The following is a 2,637-nucleotide window of genomic DNA, read 5'->3' on the forward strand; positions in this document are numbered from 1 at the left end:
CCCCAGAAGAGCACGCCCCGCCGGAGCAAGACCGGCCTTAAAACGTCTCCCATCCCTCGCCAGCCGCCGCCAGCGCACGCGGCGCCGCAATAGCCTTCCGCGCCTGGGGCGGCTGCTTCGGCGCTGCAGCAGCCGGACGCACCGGGGCCTTGGCACGCTGCGGCGTGTGCTGCGCAATCCCACCCTCCAGCCTGAACACACTCACCACCTGCGACAAGCCGCTGGCCTGCTCCTGCAACGAAGACGCCGCAGCGGCCGCTTCCTCGACCAGCGCCGCATTCTGCTGCGTAACCTGGTCCATCTGGGTAATAGCCTGGTTGATCTGCTCGATCCCGGAGGTCTGTTCCTGGCTGGCCGCGGTGATCTCGGCCATGATGTCGGTCACCCTCTTCACGCTGTCGACGATCTCGTCCATGGTCTTGCCGGCTTCGGCGACCTGTTTGCTGCCTTCTTCGACCTTGTCGACCGAATCGCCGATCAGGGTCTTGATCTCTTTGGCGGCCGCGGCACTGCGTTGCGCGAGGTTGCGCACTTCAGCCGCTACCACCGCAAAGCCCCTGCCCTGCTCACCGGCACGGGCCGCTTCCACAGCAGCATTCAACGCCAGGATATTGGTCTGGAAGGCGATGCCGTCAATCACACCAATGATGTCGACAATCTTTCTGGACGACGCATTGATCGCGCCCATGGTGCCGACGACTTCAGCGACCACACTGCCGCCCTTGACGGCCACACTGGACGCCGACACCGCCAATTGATTCGCCTGGCGCGCGTTGTCGGCGTTCTGTTTGACCGTGGAAGTCAGCTCTTCCATCGAAGCCGCCGTCTCTTCCAGCGAACTCGCTTGCTCTTCGGTGCGTGAGGATAAATCATGGTTACCCGCCGCAATCTGGCTCGAGGCCGTCGCGATCGTGTCCGTGCCGCTGCGCACATTGCCGACGATGCCGACCAGGCTGTCGTTCATGTCCTTGAGCGCCTGCATGAGCTGGCCTGTCTCGTCCTGGCTGTTCACTTCGATGCGGCTGGTCAGGTCGCCGGACGCCACCGCCCGCGCCACCCGCACGGCCTGCGACAGCGGCTGGGTGATGCTGCGCACCAGCAGCCAGGCCAGCAGCACGCCCAGGCCCAGCGACAGCACGCTGCAGACCACCAGCACCAGGCTGGTCCTGGCGCGCAATTCCTCGCTGCGCAGCGCGGCGGCATCGAGCAGCTCGCGCTCGGTATCGACCATCTTCTGCACGCCGGCCAGGTAGGCGCGCGAGGTGGGCTCGAAGCGTTCGCTGAAAATCCGGTTCGCGCCTTCCAGGTCGCCCGCGAGCTTGGCCTTGCTGACGTCCTCGCGCGCGGCCAGGTAGATCTTGCGCAGTTCACCGATTTTGTCGAAGAGCTGCTTTTTCTCGGGCGTGTCCATCTGCTGCTCGAGGAATTTCTGCAGCTCGTTGGTGTCTTTGATCGAGGTCGCCGAAGCCGGCGCGAAATAGGCGACCAGGCTGGTATCGCTGCTCTTGGCGATGGCCGCCGCCCGCTGTATGCCGGCGGTGGTGTGGCGCAGCCAGTCGGAACCGGCCCGTTCAGTCTTCACGTTCTGCTCGACCATGGCCTTGATTTCGCCGCCCAGCTGGCTGAGCTTGAGGACGGCGAGCACGCTGCTCGTCAGGAACAGGGCCAGAATGACGCCGACCACGGCGGCCAGGCGCTTGCCGATGGAGAGATTGCCTAAAAACATGATGAAGACTCCGGGAATAAGAAGGGCTCAGAGAAGGGCTCAGGCCGTGGCGGCAGCATTGATCAGCGCCATGTCGCTGCTGGACATGAGCTTGTCGATGTCGACGAGGATGAGCATGCGTTCGTCCAGCGTGCCCAGGCCTATGAGGTATTCGGTGTCCAGCAGCGCACCCATCTCGGGCGCCGGCCTGACCTGTTCGGGGCTCAACGTGATCACGTCCGAGACGCTGTCCACCACCATGCCCATGATGCGGCTGGCGATGTTCAGGATGATCACCACCGTGAACTGGTCGTAGCTCGGTGTGCCCAAGTTGAACTTGATGCGCATGTCCACGATGGGCACGATGATGCCGCGCAGGTTGACCACGCCCTTGATGTGTTCGGGCGCGTTGGCGATGCGCGTGACCGTGTCGTAGCCGCGCAGCTCCTGCACTTTCTGGATGTCCACGCCGTACTCTTCCTGGCCCAGTGTGAAGGCCAGGAATTCCAGCGCCTTGGCGGTGGCCGGCGTGGGGGTGGGGTTGTTGTTTGTTGCGTGCATGCGCGCTCCTTGGGCTCGATGGGGATGGCTGTGTATGTCTATCGGCTGCTGGCGGTGAAAACTTAAGTTCTGTTTTTCCGTCTTGGGCTTCGGGTAAAGGGTATCGGGTCGTGGCGCTTGGAATACGGGGATAAGCGGGGGGTTATGGCTTATCTTCCGGGTCTTGCTCCGGTTTGCGCGCCCTCGCCCTCTGCATAGGGTTGCTGGCCGGGGTCGCCCGGCATGCGACTCACTTTCTTTTGCTTCGCCAAAAGAAAGTAAGGGCGGATTCAAGGACCAAGTGCAACACTTCCAATCCAAGAGGAGTTGCATGACAAGAACATATCGACAATTGAGTGCCGAAGAGCGAGGCACGGTAATGGGCATGAAGC

General features: G+C 62.8%; 2 protein-coding genes. Both read right to left on the reverse strand.

Annotated elements, in window-relative coordinates; all coding sequences use genetic code 11:
- Positions 1–37: 37 nt before the first annotated feature.
- Positions 38–1,726 carry a methyl-accepting chemotaxis protein gene (locus AC1D0P_RS24275; protein ID WP_477679076.1) on the reverse strand — a complete coding sequence of 563 codons (1,689 nt, stop codon included), beginning with the start codon at positions 1,724–1,726 and terminating at the stop codon, positions 38–40.
- A 39-nt stretch (positions 1,727–1,765) separates the two neighbouring features.
- Positions 1,766–2,266, reverse strand: a complete 501-nt coding sequence (locus AC1D0P_RS24280) for a chemotaxis protein CheW (RefSeq protein ID WP_477679077.1) — start codon at positions 2,264–2,266, stop codon at positions 1,766–1,768.
- Between the last annotated feature and the right edge of the window lie 371 nt (positions 2,267–2,637).

This window comes from Polaromonas sp. P1_G2, assembly GCF_056405515.1.